Origin of the sequence: Streptomyces sp. CA-106110, from assembly GCF_050936285.1 — a bacterium.
Classification (GTDB): Bacteria; Actinomycetota; Actinomycetes; order Streptomycetales; family Streptomycetaceae; genus Streptomyces.
Genome location: NZ_JBNJNB010000001.1, coordinates 7,647,983 through 7,663,293 on the forward strand (window position 1 = coordinate 7,647,983; position 15,311 = coordinate 7,663,293).

The window sequence follows — 15,311 nt, forward strand, 5'->3', positions numbered from 1 at the left end:
CGACATCGCCTTTACTTAGGTTAGCCTAACCTAAGTTTGATCACGACAATGCCGCCCTCTTCGTGACCGCCGTCACTCCTGTGCGCGCAGTTGTTCCTCGCTCAGCCCGAGCCGCCAGTACCCCACGAAGGTGACGCGGTGCCGGTCGATCCCGCGCTCGCCGACGAAGTGCCGGCGCAGCTCCTTGACGCGGCCGGACTCACCCGCCATCCAGATGTACGGGGCGTCGGCCGCGGGGAGTTCGGTCCGCCGCAGCGCGTCGAGGGCTGCGGGAGACCCCTCGCTGCGTACGAGCCGGCTGATCTCGGCGTCGGCCTCGGTCGCCAGGTCCTGGATGTCACCGGCGTACCCGGCCTCCAGCCAGGCGCGGACGCGGATGCCCGCGGGCAGCGCTTCGAGGATCGCGGAGGCGGCGGGTACGGCGGTCTCGTCGGCCCAGATCACCACCAGATCGGTGTCCTCGGGCGGACGGAAGCGGACGGCACGGTTGTCCGCGACCGCCGGGCCGAGGAGGACGACGTGGTCCCCGGGGGTGGCGCGGGAGGCCCAGACCGAGGCTGGTCCCGCCGCGACGGTCGCCCCCGGCTCCACACCGTGCAACACGAAGTCGATGTCGATCTCGTCCGGGTCGCGCCGCAGGGCCCGGAGTGTGTACGAGCGCATCACCGCCCGTACGTCGTCCGGGAGTTCACGCCAGCCCCGCCACCAGTCGTCGCCGAGCTCGATGGGGATCACCGGCTCCGGCTGGCCGGGGTGCGGGAGGAACAGCGAGAGGGATTGATCGCATCCCTTGGAGTGGAACGCGCGCAGATCCTCCCCCGCGAAGGTGACCCGGACCAGGGACGGGCCGAGCCGCCTCGTCCGTACGACCTGGAGGGAGAAGAAACGGAACGGGGCGGCCACGGCCGTCGTCATGAATGCTCCTGAGCGTCAGGAAACGGGTCGGGACGGGTCAGCCGACCTTTTTGGCCGTCTCGATGGCCTTGGCGAGGTCCTCGAGCAGCGGGGCGCACTTGTCGTACGACAGGATGGGCTCGGGGTTGCGGGCGATGACCTGGCCCGCCTTGACCGCGGGGAGCTTCTTCCAGGTCGCCTCGGTGATGTCGGCGGGCTGGATGGCCGAGGTGCGGTTGTCCATCATGATGACGTCGGCCTTGTACTTGTCGACGTTCTCCCAGCTCAGGTTCTCGAACCAGCCGCCGCTGGCCTTGAGCACCGAGGCGGAGGGCTCGACGAAGTCCACGCCGAGTGCCTTGAAGTACTCCAGGTCGATGGAGAGGTTGGAGCCGGAGACGTAGAAGATGTCCTGGCTCGCGGAGCCCGCCAGCACCTTGATGCCGGGATTGGCCTTGGTGGCCGCCCGCAGCCGGGCGGCCGCGTCCTCGAACCGCTTCTTCGCCTGGGTGATCTTCGCCGAAGTGGTGTCCGCGCCGAGCGACTTCGCGAGGTCGAGCATGCGCTGCAGCGGCTCGGTCATCTGGCGGTCGTAGACGGAGATGCCGACGCTCGGCGCACCGACGGCGAGGATCTTCTTCTTGGACTCGTCGGGCACGTACCAGAGGGTGCCCGCATCGTCGAACATCGTGGTGACGAGCAGGTCGGGAGTGAGGGCCGCGTACTTCTCGATGTTGAACTGGCCCCACTCGTTGCCGAGGATCGTGACCTTGCTGATGTCGAGGTCGCCGGCCTGGACGTCGGCCTTGCCGTCCTTGGTCTTCGTCGGCCCGAAGACGCCCTTCACATCGATGCCGTAGTCGTGGAGGGCGGCGGCGGCGCCCACGAAGGCGACGATGCCCGCCGGGGTCTTGTCCGCCTTGGCCGTCTGCCCGCGGTCGTCCTTGAACGACCAGGGTCCGGACGTGGCCGCGGCCTTCCCGCCGCCCGAGCCGCTGCTTTTGCCCTTGTCGTCACCGCAGGCCGCGAGCACGGCACCGAGGCCGAGGGCGCCGCCGGCGGCGAGGATGCCGCGGCGGGAGAGACGGGTGGCACGAGCATGGGACATGAGTGTGGCTGCCTTCGAACGGGGCGGAGCGTCCGCCGATTGGGTTCGAAGATAGGTTAGCCTAACCTTAGTCTTTGTCGAGAGGGCAGGGGTCCGGACAGCGGAAAACCCGACAGTCCGTCGTGCTGGGCCGGGGCGGTGGGGGGCGAGCCGCACGTCCGGCTGCTTGCAGAAGCACGGCTGAGGGCGCTTCGACAGGATTGCCATCGCGAGGAAGGGGCCGGACCGCCGATCCCGGCCGTCCGACCCCTTCAAGTGCCTCGCCTACGCCGTGCGTTCGCCGGCGATCGCGCGCATCTTCGCGTACTCCACGCTCCGCGCGCGGTGAACCCGCGGTCGCGGGTGGCTCAGCTCACCAGCCCCAGTTCCCGGGCGATCAGCATCCGCTGTACCTCGCTGGTGCCCTCGCCGATCTCCAGGATCTTGGAGTCCCGCCACATGCGGGCCACCGGGTACTCGTTCATGAAGCCGTAGCCGCCGTGGATCTGGGTGGCGTCGCGGGCGTTGTCGACGGCGACCGTGGACGAGTACAGCTTCGCCAGGGCCGCCTCCTTCTTGAAGGGTTCGCCGGAGACCAGGCGGGAGGCGGCGTCGCGCCAGGCCAGCCGGGCCGTGTGGGCCTTCATCTCCATGTCGGCGATCTTGAACTGGATGGCCTGGTTGGCGCCGATCGGCCGGCCGAAGGCCTGGCGTTCCTTGGCGTACTTGACCGACTCGTCCACGCAGCCCTGGGCCAGACCGGTCGCCAGCGCCGCGATGGCGATGCGGCCCTCGTCCAGGATGCGCAGGAACTGGGCGTAGCCGCGGCCTTCCTCGCCGAGCAGGTTGGCGGCGGGCACGCGGACGTCCTGGAAGGACAGTTCACGGGTGTCCGAGGCGTTCCAGCCGACCTTCGAGTACGGCGCTGCCACCGTGAAGCCCGGCGTGCCGGACGGGACGATGATCGAGGAGATCTGCGGCTTGCCGTCCGGCTTGCGGCCGGTGACCGCCGTGACCGTGACCAGACCCGTGATGTCCGTGCCCGAGTTGGTGATGAAGCACTTCGTGCCGTTGATCACCCACTCGTTCGTGTCCGCGTCCAGGCGGGCCGTCGTACGGGTGGCTCCGGCGTCGCTGCCGCCGTCCGGCTCGGTGAGGCCGAAGGCGCCCAGTATCTCGCCCGCGCACAGCCGGGGCAGCCACTCGCGCTTCTGTTCCTCGGTGCCGAAGAGGTGCACAGGCATCGCGCCCAGGGAGACGCCCGCTTCCAGGGTGATGGCCACTGAGGAGTCCACACGGGCGAGCTCCTCCAGCGCGATGCCCAGCGCCAGATAGTCGCCGCCCATGCCGCCGTACTCCTCCGGGAACGGCAGCCCGAACAGGCCCATGCGGCCCATCTCGCGGACGATCTCGTACGGGAATTCATGGCGCTCGTAGAAGTCGCCGATCTTGGGCGCCACGACGTCGCGAGCGAACTCCGCGACCGTGCGCCGGAGTTCCTCCAGCTCGGGGGAGAGGTGGTGGTCCATGGGATTCACTCCTTGTGGGAGAGGGCTCGGACGGTGCGGGACGGGCTGGGCCGGTCCAGGTGGGCGGCCATCCACACGCTCGTGGCGGTGAGCCGGCCCAGATCGACCCCGGTCTCGATGCCGAGGCCCTGAAGCATCCACACGAGGTCTTCGGTGGCGAGGTTTCCGGTGGCGGATTTCGCGTACGGGCAGCCGCCGAGGCCGCCCGCGGAGGAGTCGACGGTCGTCACGCCGTGCTGGAGCGCGGCCAGGGTGTTGGCGAGCGCCTGGCCGTAGGTGTCGTGGAAGTGGACACCGATCGCGCTGGTCGGCACGCCCTCCTCGTTCAGTTCGGAGAGCAGGTTGAGGACATGGCCCGGTGTCGCCACGCCGATCGTGTCGCCGAGGCTCAGCTCGTCGCAGCCCATGTCCATGAGCGCCTTGCTGACCCGGACGACCTGGTGGATGGGGACCGGGCCCTCCCAGGGGTCGCCGAAGCACATCGACAGATAGCCGCGGACGTGCACCTTGCGGTCCTTGGCCTGCCGGACCACCGGGTCGAACATGGCCAGGGCCTCGTCCACCGTGCGGTTGAGATTGGCCTTGGCGAAGGACTCGGTGGCGCTGGCGAAGACGGCGATCCGTTTGGCGCCGAGCGAGAGGGCGCGGTTCAGCCCGCGCGCGTTCGGGACGAGGACGGGAAGGGCCACCGGCAGCTCGTGGACGAGCGGGAACAACTCCTCCGCGTCCGCGAGTTGGGGCACCCACTCGGGGTGGACGAAGCTGGTGGCCTCGATGGTGGTCAGGCCCGCGTCGGCGAGCCGGCGGATGAACTCCGCCTTCACCTCCGTCGGGACCGTGCGCTTCTCGTTCTGCAGTCCGTCACGCGCGCCGACCTCGTGGATCCTGACCCGTGGGGGCAGGTCCTCGGACTGTACGACCATGGGAAGTCCCTGAGCGGTCATTCCTTCCCCTCCGTCTCCACGCTGTCGTCCTCGTGCGGCGCGATCACGGCCAGCACCTGGTCCATGGCGACCGTCGTGCCCGGGGTGACGTCGAGTTCCGCGACGGTCCCCGCGTGCGGGGCGGAGATGACGTGCTCCATCTTCATCGCCTCGACCACCAGCAGGCTCTGCCCCGCGGCCACCTCGTCCCCGACGGCCACCTTCACGACGGTGACCGTGCCGGGCATGGGCGCGGTCAGCGAGTCGGTACCGGAGCGGGCGGCACCGGTGAGCGACGCGGCGACCGGGTCGTGGTCGCGCACGTGCCAGGCGTCGCCGTCGCGGCCGAGCCAGTCGGCGGCGCGGTGGAAGGTGTGGCGGACACCGTCCAGGACGACGGACACCGAGTCCTCCGTGACCGTGTGGCTGCCCCGGGGCGCGTACTCCAGCGGCTCCAGGACCCGCAGCGGGAAGGACACCGGCTTGGGTTCGCCGCCCAGTCGCCAGCCGCTCGGCACGGAGAACGGGTCCGTCCAGCCCTCGCCCCGCGGTCGCAGTGCCTCCAGGCGGACGGCCGCCGCGGCCTCGTACACCTCGTCCGGCACCTCGGCCGGTACCAGGCCGTCCACCTCGCGCTCCACCAGCCCGGTGTCCAACTCGCCCGCCACGACCGCCGGATGGGCCAGCAGACGGCGCAGGAACCCGGCGTTCGTCTGCACGCCCAGGGTGACGGTCTGTGCCAGGGCCGCCCGCAGCTTGCGCAGCGCGGTCGCGCGGTCCGGGCCGTACGCGATGACCTTCGACAGCATCGGGTCGTACAGGCTGCCCACCTCGGTGCCTTCGGTCAGTCCCGAGTCGGTGCGCACCCCGTCGCCCTGCGGCTCGTGCAGCGACAGCACCCGCCCGCCGGAGGGGAGGAAGCCGCGGGCCGGGTCCTCGGCACAGATACGGGCCTCCACCGCGTGCCCGGTGAGCGTGACGTCCTCCTGCCCGAAGGACAGGGGCTCTCCCGCGGCCACCCGCAGCTGCCACTCCACCAGGTCGAGGCCGGTGACCATCTCGGTGACCGGGTGCTCCACCTGGAGGCGGGTGTTCATCTCCATGAAGTAGTACGCGGAGGGGTCGCCGCCCGGGACGATGAACTCCACCGTGCCCGCGCCGCGATAGCCGCACGAGCGGGCCGCCTGGACGGCCGCCGCGCCCATCGACGAGCGCGTCGCCTCGTCGAGGAGGACGCTCGGCGCCTCCTCGATGATCTTCTGGTGGCGGCGCTGGAGGGAGCACTCGCGCTCGCCCAGGTGCACCACGTTCCCGTGGGCGTCGGCCAGCACCTGGATCTCGATGTGGCGGGGCCGGTCGATCCAGCGCTCCACGAGGAGTGTGTCGTCGCCGAAGGACGCCCGGGCCTCGCGGCGCGCGGCGGCGATCTCGTCGGAGAGCTTCTCCTGCTCCCGCACCAGCCGCATGCCCTTGCCGCCGCCGCCCGCGCTCGGCTTCAGCAGCACCGGCATGCCGATCTCCCGGGCGGCGTCGGCCAGCTCGGCGTCCGTGAGCCCGCTCCCGCTCGATCCCGGGACGACCGGGACCCCGGCCGCCTGCACCGTCTCCTTGGCGCGGATCTTGTCGCCCATGAGCGAGATCGCCTCCGCGGGAGGCCCGATGAAGACCAGGCCCGCCTCCGCGCACGCCCGCGCGAACGCGGCGTTCTCCGCGAGGAAGCCGTACCCCGGGTGCACCGCCTGGGCGCCGGTCCGTGCGGCGGCCTCCAGCAGCCGCTCCGCGGACAGATAGCTCTCGGTCGCGGGCGCCGGCCCGATCCGTACCGCCGTGTCGGCCTCCCGGACGTGCCGGGCGTCGGCGTCCGCGTCGGAGAAGACGGCCACCGAGCGCACGCCGAGCGAGCGCAGGGTACGGATGACGCGCACCGCGATCTCGCCCCGGTTGGCCACAAGCACCGTGTCAAACATGGATCCCCCTCACATCCGGAAGACGCCGAAGCCGGGTTCGCCCAGTGGGGCGTTGGCACAGGCGGTCAAGGCCAGGCCCAGCACCTGCCGGGTCTCCATCGGGTCGATCACGCCGTCGTCCCACAGTCGGGCCGTCGCGTAGTAGGCGTTCCCCTGCTGTTCGTACTGGGCGCGGATCGGGGCCTTGAAGGCATCCTCGTCCTCCAGCGGCCAGGACTCCCCGCGGGCCTCCAACTGGTCGCGCTTGACGGTCGCGAGGACCGACGCGGCCTGCTCGCCGCCCATCACCGAGATCTTCGCGTTCGGCCACATCCACAGGAAGCGCGGCGAATACGCCCGGCCGCACATCGAGTAGTTGCCCGCGCCGAACGAGCCGCCCACGACCACCGTGAGCTTCGGTACGCGTGTGCAGGCGACCGCCGTGACCATCTTGGCCCCGTGCTTGGCGATGCCGCCCGCCTCGTAGTCGCGGCCGACCATGAAGCCGGAGATGTTCTGCAGGAAGACCAGCGGGATGCCGCGCTGATCGCACAGCTCGATGAAGTGGGCGCCCTTCTGGGCGGACTCGGAGAACAGGATGCCGTTGTTGGCGACGATCCCGACCGGGTGGCCGTGGATGCGGGCGAAGCCGGTGACGAGCGTCTGCCCGAACTCCGCCTTGAACTCGGCGAAGCGCGAACCGTCCACCACGCGCGCGATGACCTCGCGTACGTCGTAGGGCGTGCGCGAGTCGACCGGCACCGCACCGTACAAGCCGAACGGATCGACCTTGGGCTCCGTCGACGGGACGACCTCCCAGGGCAGCGGCCCGCGCGCGGGGAGGGTCGAGACGATGGTCCGCACGATCCGCAGCGCGTGCGCGTCGTCCTCCGCGAGGTGGTCGGTCACGCCCGACACCCGCGAGTGGACCTCGCCGCCGCCCAGCTCCTCGGCCGTCACCACCTCACCGGTGGCCGCCTTCACCAGGGGCGGGCCGCCCAGGAAGATCGTGCCCTGGTTGCGCACGATCACGGCCTCGTCGCTCATCGCCGGGACGTACGCCCCGCCGGCCGTGCAGGATCCGAGCACCGCGGCGATCTGGGGGATGCCGGCGCTGGACATGCGGGCCTGGTTGTAGAAGATCCGCCCGAAGTGCTCGCGGTCGGGGAACACCTCGTCCTGCATGGGCAGGAAGGCGCCTCCGGAGTCGACCAGATACACACAGGGGAGGCGGTTCTCGAGCGCCACCTCCTGGGCGCGCAGGTGCTTCTTTACCGTCATCGGGTAGTAGGTGCCGCCCTTGACCGTGGCGTCGTTGGCCACGACCACGCACTCGCGGCCGCTGATCCGCCCGACCCCGGCGATCACCCCGGCGGCGGCCGCCTGCCCGTCGTACATCCCGTCGGCGGCGAGGGGCGCCAGCTCCAAGAAGGGCGACCCCGCGTCCAGCAGGGTGTCCACGCGGTCGCGCGGCAGCAGCTTGCCGCGCGCCGTGTGGCGCGCACGGGCCTTCTCGCCGCCGCCGAGCCGGGCCGCGGCCAGCTTGGCCCGCAGCTCCTCGCCGAGCGCGCGGTGCGCCTCTTCATTGGCCCGCCAGGCCTCCGACGCGGGATCGGCCGCGCTCGTCAGCTCCGGTGCCTCCAGCATCCTGCGGTCCCCTCACCTTGTTAATGAGCGTTAACGCATTTCCTCCAGGTTAACGAGCGCTAACCTCCCTGTCTAGAATCGATTTCATGGCCACGAGAACCGACGCACCCACCCGTCGTGAGCAGATCCTGAAGGAGGCCGCCCGGCTCTTCGCCGAGCGCGGCTTCCACGGTGTAGGGGTCGACGAGATAGGGGCCGCGGTCGGCATCAGCGGACCCGGTCTGTACCGGCACTTCGCGGGCAAGGACGCGATGCTCGCCGAGCTGCTCGTGGGCATCAGCGGGCAGCTGCTGACCGGGGCCAGGCGACGGGTCGCCGAGGCCGACGGGGGACCCGAGGGGCGCGACCCCGAGACGGTCCTCGACTCGCTGATCGAGGGGCACATCGACTTCGCGCTCGACGACCGTCCCCTGATCACCCTGCACGACCGGGAGCTGGACCGCCTCCGGGACAGCGACCGCAAGCTCGTGCGGCAGCTTCAGCGGCAGTACGTGGAGCTGTGGGTGGAGGTCGTCCGTGAGGTGTATCCGGGCCTGACCGAGCCGACCGCCCGCTCGGCCGTGCACTCGGTGTTCGGCCTGCTGAACTCGACTCCCCACCTCGGGCGGCCGGGTGCGCTGCCGGGGCGCGCGGTGACGGCCGGGCTGCTGCACCGGATGGCGAGGGGGGCGTTCGCGGCGGCCAGGCAGGACTGAGCGGGCTGCTCCGCAAGCGTGACGAGCGTTACGGGTCTGCTCCCCTGGACGGGTGTCCGTACCCGCCGGTACGGTTCAGTCTGAGCAAGCGCTTAGACAGAGCCAGGTGGAGGTGGCGGCGGTGCGCCGTACGGTGTTCAACGAGGATCACGAGGCATTCCGGGAGACCCTGCGCGCCTTCATTGAGGCCGAGGTCGTACCGGTCTACGACGAGTGGTTCGCCGCCGGCCAGGCGCCGCGCGAGTTCTACTACAAGCTGGCCGAGCTGGGACTCTTCGGCATCAACGTCCCGGAGGAGTTCGGCGGCGCCGGCCTGGACACGCACAAGTTCGAGGCCATCCAGTACGAGGAGACCGCCCGCGCGGGCGTCAACTTCGGCGGCTCCGGCGTGCACGTGCTGCTCGCCCTGCCCTACATCAAGATGCTCGCGACCGACGAGCAGAAGAAGCGCTTCCTTCCGAAGTTCGTCTCCGCCGAGGAGATGTGGGCCATCGCGATGACCGAGCCGGGCACCGGCTCCGACCTCGCGGGCATGAAGACCACCGCCAAGCTCTCCGAGGACGGCACCCACTACGTCCTCAACGGCGCCAAGACCTTCATCACAGGCGGCGTGCACGCCGACCGGGTCATCGTCTGCGCCCGTACCTCCCCGGCGACCGCCGAGGACCGCCGCCACGGCATCTCCCTTTTCGCCGTGGACACCAAGTCCGAGGGCTACTCCGTCGGCCGCAAGCTCGACAAGCTCGGCCTGAAGACCTCCGACACCGCCGAGCTGGCGTTCGTCGACGTGAAGGTCCCGGTCGAGGACCTGCTCGGCGAGGAGAACAAGGGCTTCTACTACCTCGGCGCCAACCTGCCCTCCGAGCGCTGGGGCATCGCCTTCGGCGCCTATGCGCAGGCCAAGGCCGCCGTCCGGTTCGCCAAGCAGTACGTGCAGGACCGCACCGTCTTCGGCAAGCCGGTCGCCCACTTCCAGAACACCAAGTTCGAGCTGGCCGGCTGCCAGGCCGAGGTGGACGCCGCCGAGGCGGTCGCCGACCGCGCCCTGGAGGCCCTCGACGCCGGTGAGCTGTCCCCGGCCGAGGCCGCGAGCGCCAAGCTGTTCTGCACCGAGGTCGCGCACCGCGTCATCGACCGCTGCCTCCAGCTGCACGGCGGCTACGGCTACATGAACGAGTACCCGATCGCCCGTCTGTACGCCGACAACCGCGTCAACCGCATCTACGGCGGCACCAGCGAGATCATGAAGACGATCATCGCCAAGGACATGGGCCTGTAAGGTCCGCGAAAAGTCTGCCGGATACACCGGATACAACTGACCTCATGAGTCAGGCACTGCAGTCCCTCCTCGATCTGCTCGACCTGGAGCAGATCGAGGAGGACATCTTCCGCGGTCAGTCCCGGTCCGCCGTCGTCCCGCGCGTCTTCGGCGGGCAGGTGGCGGCCCAGGCGCTGGTCGCCGCCGGACGGACGGTCCCCCACGACCGGCCCGCCCACTCCCTGCACGCGTACTTCCTGCGTCCGGGGGACGCGGGCGCACCCATCGTCTACACCGTGGACCGCATCCGTGACGGCCGCTCCTTCACCACGCGCCGTGTCGTGGCGATCCAGCACGGACAGCCGATCTTCCACCTCTCGGCGTCCTTCCAGACGTACGAGGAAGGCCTCGACCACCAGGCCCCGATGCCGCCCGCGCCCGACCCGGAGACGCTGCCCACCTCGCACGAGAGGATGCGCGGCTACGACCACCTTCCGCCCGATGTGGTGGAGCGGTTCCTCGAGGTGCGCGAGGCGGTCGATCTGCGGTATGTCGACGAGCCGCCGTACGGCAAGTTCGGCGAGCCGCGCGAACCGCACTCCCAGGTGTGGTTCCGCACCAACGGCAAGCTGGTCGACGACCCCCTGCTGCATGTCGTCCTCGCCACATACGTCTCCGACATGACGCTCCTCGACTCCGTCCTGCTCGCGCACGGACGCGGCGGCTGGGCCGTCGGCGATGTCGTCGGGGCCTCGCTGGACCACGCGATGTGGTTCCACCGCCCGTTCCGGGCCGACGAGTGGCTTCTGTACGACCAGGAGTCCCCGTCGGCGTACGGCGGCCGCGGCCTCGGCCAGGCCCGTATCTACACCCAGGACGGGCGGCTGGCGATCTCGGTGATCCAGGAAGGTGTGGTCCGGGTCCCGCGGTGACGCCGGGAGACCGGAAGGGGGGTTCGCCCGCGCGGGCGACCCCCCGTTTTTGTTGCCCCGGCCCGGAGTCGGCTCAGTCGCGCCGGATCAGCTCCGACTCGATACGGGACCCGACGAGCGGGAGGCAAGCTTGCGATGATCTTGCCGTCGGTGGTCGGAGTATGACCTTCCGGATCGCTCAGGCCAGCCCCGCCGCATTGAGCAGGTACGCCGTCAGAGGGTCGTAGTGGCGGGGGCTCGTGACGTGGTCGTCGAGGGGGACCGTCACCTGGACCGTTCCCTCGGCCTCTGCGAGGAAAAGGGCCGGGTCGTTGCAGTCGGCGTAGCCGACGGAGTCGATGCCCATTTGACCCGCGCAGCCCGCCCAGCCGTGGTCGGCGACGACCAGGTCGGGCAGGGCGCGGCCCTCGGCCTGCAGGCCCTTCAGGATCGCGCGCATCGGCTCGCCGGAGTGCGTGTGCCAGAGGGTGGCGCCGTGCTCCAGGACGGCCACGTCGGCGAACTGCATGACGTAGCCCTCCTCCGTCTGGAGGCCCTCCGGGATGACGACGATCTCGCAGCCGGCGGTGCGCAGCGCGGCGGCGGTGGCCCGGTGGACGTCGAGGAGGCCGCCGGGGTGGCCGGTGGCCAGCAGGACGCGCTGCTCGCCGGCGGTGGCCTTGCGCAGACGGGCCGCGAAGCGGTCGAGGGCGTCGACGGTCAGCTCGGGATCGATGGTGTCCTGGCCATAGCGGTACTCGGGGTCGTCGTTGACGCCGCAGCGCTCCGCCATGACCGCGAGCACGTCCTGCTCGTCGGTCCAGCGGTCCCCGAGCTCCAGGCCCAGCCAGAAGTTGCGGTCGCCGTTCGCGAGCTTGCGGTAGTGGGAGAGGTTGTTCTCGCGGGGTGTGGCGACGTCGCCCGCGATACGGGTCTGCACGAGGTGGTCGACGAGCTCGGCGCGGCTGGGGGTCCCGGGTATCGGCATGCCCCCCATTCTGCCGGTGCGCTCCGCGTGGTCTGCCGGCGTTCCGCACCGTGGGACGTGCGTCACTCGGCGCCGGGCAGGCCGGTCCGTCAGCCCTGTCCCGGCTGTTTCAGCGCGAACCACAGTTCCATCCGTATGTCCGGATCATCCAGGTTCGCGTTCAGTAGCGTCGCGCAGCGGGCGATGCGCTGCCGGACCGTGTTGCGGTGCACCGAGAGGGCCACCGCGGTGCGGTCCCAGCTGCCGTGCAGGGAGAGCCAGGTGCGCAGCGTCTCGGTGAGCGCGGGGGTGGTGTCGATCGGGGCGAGGAGGGCGCGGGCGTGCGCCTCGGCCTCTTCGTGGGGGACGAGGTCGGCGAGGCCGTGGCGGTTGCCGTGCCGGACCAGGGCCGCGCGGGTGGCGCGGGCGCGGGCCAGGGCGCGGGCCGCCTGGGCGTCGGCGGAGGGCCAGTCGTGCGGGGCGGCGGGAGCGCTGACGCCGAGGGTCCAGCCGGGTTGCGGGGCCGGTTCGCGGTCGGCCGGGACGAGGACCCTGACGACCCTCTCCGAGACGTCGATCAGTGTGGACCCGAGCGCGGCGCCGAGCGCGGAGACGGGCATGCCGCCGTGCGGGTCCGTGCCGGCAGGGCGCGGCCCGGTGGCCCCGGCCGGCGGTACATCCGGGTGGGCGTGGACGACGAGCCACCGCTCGGTCCCGAGCAGCGGCGCCACCTCCTCCGGCGCGGCTCCCAGCAGCAGCCGTACGAGCGCCGACGAACGCGCGGCGCCCGTGCCGCTCCGGTGTTCGCCGGTGAGGAGGGAGAGGAGGACCGCGGCCACCGACGCGATGGTGTGGTCACCGGTGTCGCGCTGCGGGGAGGCCACACCGAGGACGAAGCCCTGACCGGGGGCGAGGGCGTAGGCGGCCAGATGGGTCCCGGCGACGGTGTCGGCGGCGGAGGACGGCGCAGGTCTCCCGGCCGGCTGCGGGTGGACCGCCCCGGCGGGACCGTCCGGCTGCTCGGCCGCCGCGGAACGGGACGGCGGCCGTGGCGCCGCCCCGGCGGGTCGCACGACCTGCGCCAGCTCCGCCATCGCCGCCCGCGCCTCGGGCCCCGGCTCCCGGCCCGCCGCCGCGGTCCGGCTCCCGTCGGGCCCGTAGAGCACCGACCAGCCGCCCACCCGCTGGGCCAGCTGCCGCAGCACGGACGGCACCGGGTCAGGGCGGGAGGCGGCGGCCGCCAGACTCTGCTGGGCCTCCGTCACCCGGCGCAGCTCGGCCAGGCGGGCCTGGGCCATCAGTTGCCAGACGGCGCGGGCCACGCCGGAGAAGGTGGTCTGTGGCGGCACCTCGAGGAGCGGCAGCCCCTGCGCGTCGCAGGCCGCCACCAAGGTCCGGGGCATCGTGTCGTGCACCGGGGCGAGGCCGAAGCCGAGGGCCGCGCCGCCGGCCGCCACGATCCGGGAGACGTACTCGTCGAAGTAGCCGCCCGAGCCGGCCGGCCCGGGCACGTGCACGCCCGCCGTCAGCAGCAGCTCGCCGCCGAGCAGATACGGGTAGGGGTCGGCCATCTCCGATGTGTGCGCCCAGTGGATCACGATGCCGGGGTCGGCCGGTCCGGCGATCTGGCGCAGGGCCAGGTCCTCCCGGGCCAGCAGCGCCGACAGCGGGATCGGCGGGGTGGGCGGCACCGCTGGTGAGGATGCGTCCGGCATGTGTGCGTACCCTCCATCCCCTTCCGCTTGAATGGATGAAACGTACACTTCGCAGTCGCTTTCCGGCCACCTAGGGTCGGTCCAGACCGGCAGCCGCGGGTACGGGCGGATGTCCCCGTGAGGAGCTGCCGGCGCCCCCACCCCCAACGTATCTGCACGACACGCCACCGGAAAGTGCGCGAAGGAGACCCCGCATGGCCGTCGACTACACAGTGATCGTCGTCTATCTGGCCGGCATGCTGGCCGTGGGCTGGTGGGGCATGCGCCGCGCCAAGTCCAAGAGTGACTTCCTCGTCGCGGGCCGCCGGCTCGGGCCCGCGATGTACTCCGGCACCATGGCGGCGATCGTCCTCGGCGGCGCGTCCACCATCGGTGGCGTCGGTCTCGGCTACCAGTACGGGCTCTCCGGCGCCTGGATGGTGTTCACCATCGGCCTCGGTCTGCTCGCCCTGTCCGTCTTCTTCTCCGCGCGCATCGCCCGTCTGAAGGTCTACACCGTCTCCGAGATGCTCGACCTGCGGTACGGCGGCCGGGCCGGGGTGATATCGGGCCTGGTCATGTGGGCGTACACCCTCATGCTCGCGGTCACCTCGACCATCGCCTACGCCACCATCTTCGACGTCCTCTTCGACATGAACCGGACCGTCGCGATCATCCTCGGCGGCACCATCGTCGTCGCGTACTCGACGCTCGGCGGCATGTGGTCCATCACGCTCACCGACATGGTGCAGTTCGTGGTGAAGACCATCGGCGTCCTGCTCCTGCTGCTGCCGGTCGCGGTCGTCAGGGCCGGTGGCTTCAGCGAGATGAAGGCCAAGCTGCCGACCACGTACTTCGACCCGCTGGGCATCGGCGGCGAGACGATCTTCACCTATGTCCTGATCTACACGTTCGGCATGCTGATCGGCCAGGACATCTGGCAGCGCGTGTTCACCGCGGGCAGCGACAAGACCGCCAAGTGGGGCGGCACGGTGGCCGGTACCTACTGCCTGGCCTACGCGCTCGCCGGTGCCGTCATCGGCACCGCGACCAAGGTCCTCTACCCGAACCTGGGCAGCCCCGACGACGCCTTCGCGACCATCGTCAAGCACGAACTTCCCGTGGGCGTCAGGGGGCTGGTGCTGGCCGCCGCGCTGGCCGCGGTGATGTCGACCTCTTCCGGCGCGCTCATCGCGTGCGCGACCGTCGCCAACAACGACATCTGGTCGCGGCTGCGCGGTGCCGTGCGCGGCGACGAGGGCGCGCACGACGAGGTCAAGGGCAACCGCGCCTTCATCCTGATCATGGGGGTGGGCGTCATCGGTACGGCCATCGCGATCGACAACGTGGTCGAGGCGCTCACCGTCGCGTACAACCTGCTCGTCGGCGGCCTGCTCGTGCCGATCCTGGGCGGACTGCTGTGGAAGCGCGGCACCGTGCACGGCGCCCTCGCCTCGGTGGTGGTCGGCGGTCTCGCCGTCATCGGCCTGATGGCGTCCTACGGCATCCTCGCGAACGAGCCCGTCTACTACGGACTGCTGGCGTCGCTGGCGGCGTACGTCGTGGTGTCGCTCGCGACGAAGCCGACGGACGAGGCGGTGCTGGCCACCTGGCGCGAGCGGCTGGCGGGACGTGGCGCGGCGCACACGGAGGAGCCCGCGGCCGTGGGCGTCTAGCCCCGTTGCTTCGGCCCGGCAGCCCAGCGGCTGCCGGGCCGTGCGGGCCCCGCCGTGGGGTCCGCGACACTGGAAGAATCACGC

General features: G+C 71.0%; 12 protein-coding genes. 4 read left to right on the top strand and 8 right to left on the bottom strand.

All coding sequences use genetic code 11. From position 1 onward, the window contains the following. Positions 1–72: 72 nt before the first annotated feature. The 6 genes from ACQEXA_RS35240 to ACQEXA_RS35265 form a co-directional block, all read right to left on the bottom strand. Positions 73–915: a siderophore-interacting protein gene (locus tag ACQEXA_RS35240; protein ID WP_432928058.1), complete on the bottom strand. Its 843-nt coding sequence runs from the start codon at positions 913–915 to the stop codon at positions 73–75. A 37-nt stretch (positions 916–952) separates the two neighbouring features. Next, positions 953–2,002: an ABC transporter substrate-binding protein gene (locus ACQEXA_RS35245; protein WP_432928056.1), complete on the bottom strand. Its 1,050-nt coding sequence runs from the start codon at positions 2,000–2,002 to the stop codon at positions 953–955. 347 nt (positions 2,003–2,349) lie between these two features. Beyond that, entirely contained in the window at positions 2,350–3,510 is a 1,161-nt protein-coding gene (locus ACQEXA_RS35250; protein WP_359391513.1) for an acyl-CoA dehydrogenase family protein, read from the bottom strand. A 5-nt stretch (positions 3,511–3,515) separates the two neighbouring features. Beyond that, the gene (locus tag ACQEXA_RS35255; RefSeq protein WP_359391512.1) at positions 3,516–4,454 is read right to left on the bottom strand and encodes a hydroxymethylglutaryl-CoA lyase; all 939 of its coding nucleotides are present in this window, start codon (positions 4,452–4,454) and stop codon (positions 3,516–3,518) included. Beyond that, positions 4,451–6,400, bottom strand: a complete 1,950-nt coding sequence (locus ACQEXA_RS35260) for an acetyl/propionyl/methylcrotonyl-CoA carboxylase subunit alpha (protein ID WP_432928054.1) — start codon at positions 6,398–6,400, stop codon at positions 4,451–4,453. Before ACQEXA_RS35260 ends, ACQEXA_RS35255 begins: the two co-directional genes overlap by 4 nt. 9 nt (positions 6,401–6,409) lie before the next feature. Continuing rightward, entirely contained in the window at positions 6,410–8,026 is a 1,617-nt protein-coding gene (locus ACQEXA_RS35265; protein ID WP_432928052.1) for a carboxyl transferase domain-containing protein, read from the bottom strand. 86 nt (positions 8,027–8,112) lie between these two features. Between ACQEXA_RS35265 and ACQEXA_RS35270 the strand changes: the two genes are divergently transcribed. The 3 genes from ACQEXA_RS35270 (at position 8,113) to ACQEXA_RS35280 (ending at position 10,911) form a co-directional block, all read left to right on the top strand. After that, positions 8,113–8,721, top strand: coding sequence for an SACE_7040 family transcriptional regulator (locus ACQEXA_RS35270; protein ID WP_432928050.1), 609 nt, complete (start codon positions 8,113–8,115; stop codon positions 8,719–8,721). Between the two features lie 121 nt (positions 8,722–8,842). Beyond that, a complete protein-coding gene (locus tag ACQEXA_RS35275; protein ID WP_432939184.1) occupies positions 8,843–10,000 on the top strand; it encodes an acyl-CoA dehydrogenase family protein in 1,158 nt (385 codons plus the stop codon). Between the two features lie 44 nt (positions 10,001–10,044). Next, entirely contained in the window at positions 10,045–10,911 is an 867-nt protein-coding gene (locus ACQEXA_RS35280) for an acyl-CoA thioesterase (protein ID WP_359391508.1), read from the top strand. Between the two features lie 178 nt (positions 10,912–11,089). On the opposite strand, the gene ACQEXA_RS35285 is transcribed toward ACQEXA_RS35280, so the two are convergent. Continuing rightward, a complete protein-coding gene (locus tag ACQEXA_RS35285; protein WP_432928048.1) occupies positions 11,090–11,878 on the bottom strand; it encodes a phosphatase in 789 nt (262 codons plus the stop codon). Between the two features lie 89 nt (positions 11,879–11,967). Next, positions 11,968–13,572: a PucR family transcriptional regulator ligand-binding domain-containing protein gene (locus tag ACQEXA_RS35290; RefSeq protein ID WP_432928046.1), complete on the bottom strand. Its 1,605-nt coding sequence runs from the start codon at positions 13,570–13,572 to the stop codon at positions 11,968–11,970. A 194-nt stretch (positions 13,573–13,766) separates the two neighbouring features. On the opposite strand from ACQEXA_RS35290, the gene ACQEXA_RS35295 reads away from it, so the two are divergent. After that, a complete protein-coding gene (locus ACQEXA_RS35295; RefSeq protein ID WP_432928044.1) occupies positions 13,767–15,227 on the top strand; it encodes a sodium:solute symporter in 1,461 nt (486 codons plus the stop codon). Positions 15,228–15,311 lie beyond the last annotated feature (84 nt).

What these genes read in the sequence shown, in the direction of transcription:
- ACQEXA_RS35290 (WP_432928046.1), bottom strand. Translation starts at nt 13,572, where the DNA reads ATGCCGGACGCATCCTCACCAGCGGTGCCGCCCACCCCGCCGATCCCG.
- ACQEXA_RS35260 (WP_432928054.1), bottom strand. Translation starts at nt 6,400, where the DNA reads ATGTTTGACACGGTGCTTGTGGCCAACCGGGGCGAGATCGCGGTGCGC.
- ACQEXA_RS35295 (WP_432928044.1), top strand. Translation starts at nt 13,767, where the DNA reads ATGGCCGTCGACTACACAGTGATCGTCGTCTATCTGGCCGGCATGCTG.
- ACQEXA_RS35255 (WP_359391512.1), bottom strand. Translation starts at nt 4,454, where the DNA reads ATGACCGCTCAGGGACTTCCCATGGTCGTACAGTCCGAGGACCTGCCC.
- ACQEXA_RS35265 (WP_432928052.1), bottom strand. Translation starts at nt 8,026, where the DNA reads ATGCTGGAGGCACCGGAGCTGACGAGCGCGGCCGATCCCGCGTCGGAG.
- ACQEXA_RS35285 (WP_432928048.1), bottom strand. Translation starts at nt 11,878, where the DNA reads ATGCCGATACCCGGGACCCCCAGCCGCGCCGAGCTCGTCGACCACCTC.
- ACQEXA_RS35250 (WP_359391513.1), bottom strand. Translation starts at nt 3,510, where the DNA reads ATGGACCACCACCTCTCCCCCGAGCTGGAGGAACTCCGGCGCACGGTC.
- ACQEXA_RS35270 (WP_432928050.1), top strand. Translation starts at nt 8,113, where the DNA reads ATGGCCACGAGAACCGACGCACCCACCCGTCGTGAGCAGATCCTGAAG.
- ACQEXA_RS35280 (WP_359391508.1), top strand. Translation starts at nt 10,045, where the DNA reads ATGAGTCAGGCACTGCAGTCCCTCCTCGATCTGCTCGACCTGGAGCAG.
- ACQEXA_RS35245 (WP_432928056.1), bottom strand. Translation starts at nt 2,002, where the DNA reads ATGTCCCATGCTCGTGCCACCCGTCTCTCCCGCCGCGGCATCCTCGCC.
- ACQEXA_RS35240 (WP_432928058.1), bottom strand. Translation starts at nt 915, where the DNA reads ATGACGACGGCCGTGGCCGCCCCGTTCCGTTTCTTCTCCCTCCAGGTC.